Below are 651 nucleotides of genomic sequence, written 5' to 3' on the forward strand. Positions count from 1 at the left end.
TCATTTTTCTGATTACTATTATAAAATACAATATGAATTTAAATAAAATGAAAAGTGAAAATGAAAGTTGCAGTTGTCATTCCTTGCTTTAAGGTGAAAAATCAAATTTGTAAAGTCTTAGATTCTATCGGGAATGAGGTGGATAAAATTTATGTTATCGACGATTGTTGCCCGGCAGCTAGTGGTAAGTTTGTTCTTGAAAACAATAAAGATACTAGAGTCCAAGTGATTTTTAGTGAAGTCAACTCTGGAGTTGGTGGCGCAGTGATGAAAGGGTATATTGAAGCCCTAAAAGATGGTATGGATATTATTATCAAAATTGATGGAGATGGACAGATGGATCCTACATTGATACCAAAATTCATAAACCCAATAATACAAGGGCATGCAGATTACACAAAAGGAAATAGATTTAATAGAATTGAGTCTCTTATTCTTATGCCTACAATAAGAAAGTTGGGGAATGCAATATTATCATTTGTCAATAAAGTGTCTAGCGGTTATTGGAAGGTAATGGATCCAACTAATGGCTACACTGCTATCCATCGTTCAGCTCTTTTAGAACTACCATTAAATAAAATTAGCCAAAGATATTTTTTCGAAAGTGATATGCTATTTCGTTTGGGTACGATTAGAGCTGTTGTTCAAGAT

General features: G+C 33.0%; 1 protein-coding gene. It reads left to right on the plus strand.

The genetic code is table 11. From position 1 onward, the window contains the following. Positions 1–60: 60 nt before the first annotated feature. The coding region (locus tag AB4653_RS26175) for a glycosyltransferase family 2 protein (protein ID WP_372105684.1) at positions 61–651 on the plus strand (591 nt) is incomplete at its 3' end.

Origin of the sequence: Vibrio sp. 10N.222.48.A3 (assembly GCF_041475345.1) — a bacterium.
GTDB classification, from domain to species: domain Bacteria; phylum Pseudomonadota; class Gammaproteobacteria; order Enterobacterales; family Vibrionaceae; genus Vibrio; species Vibrio tasmaniensis_A.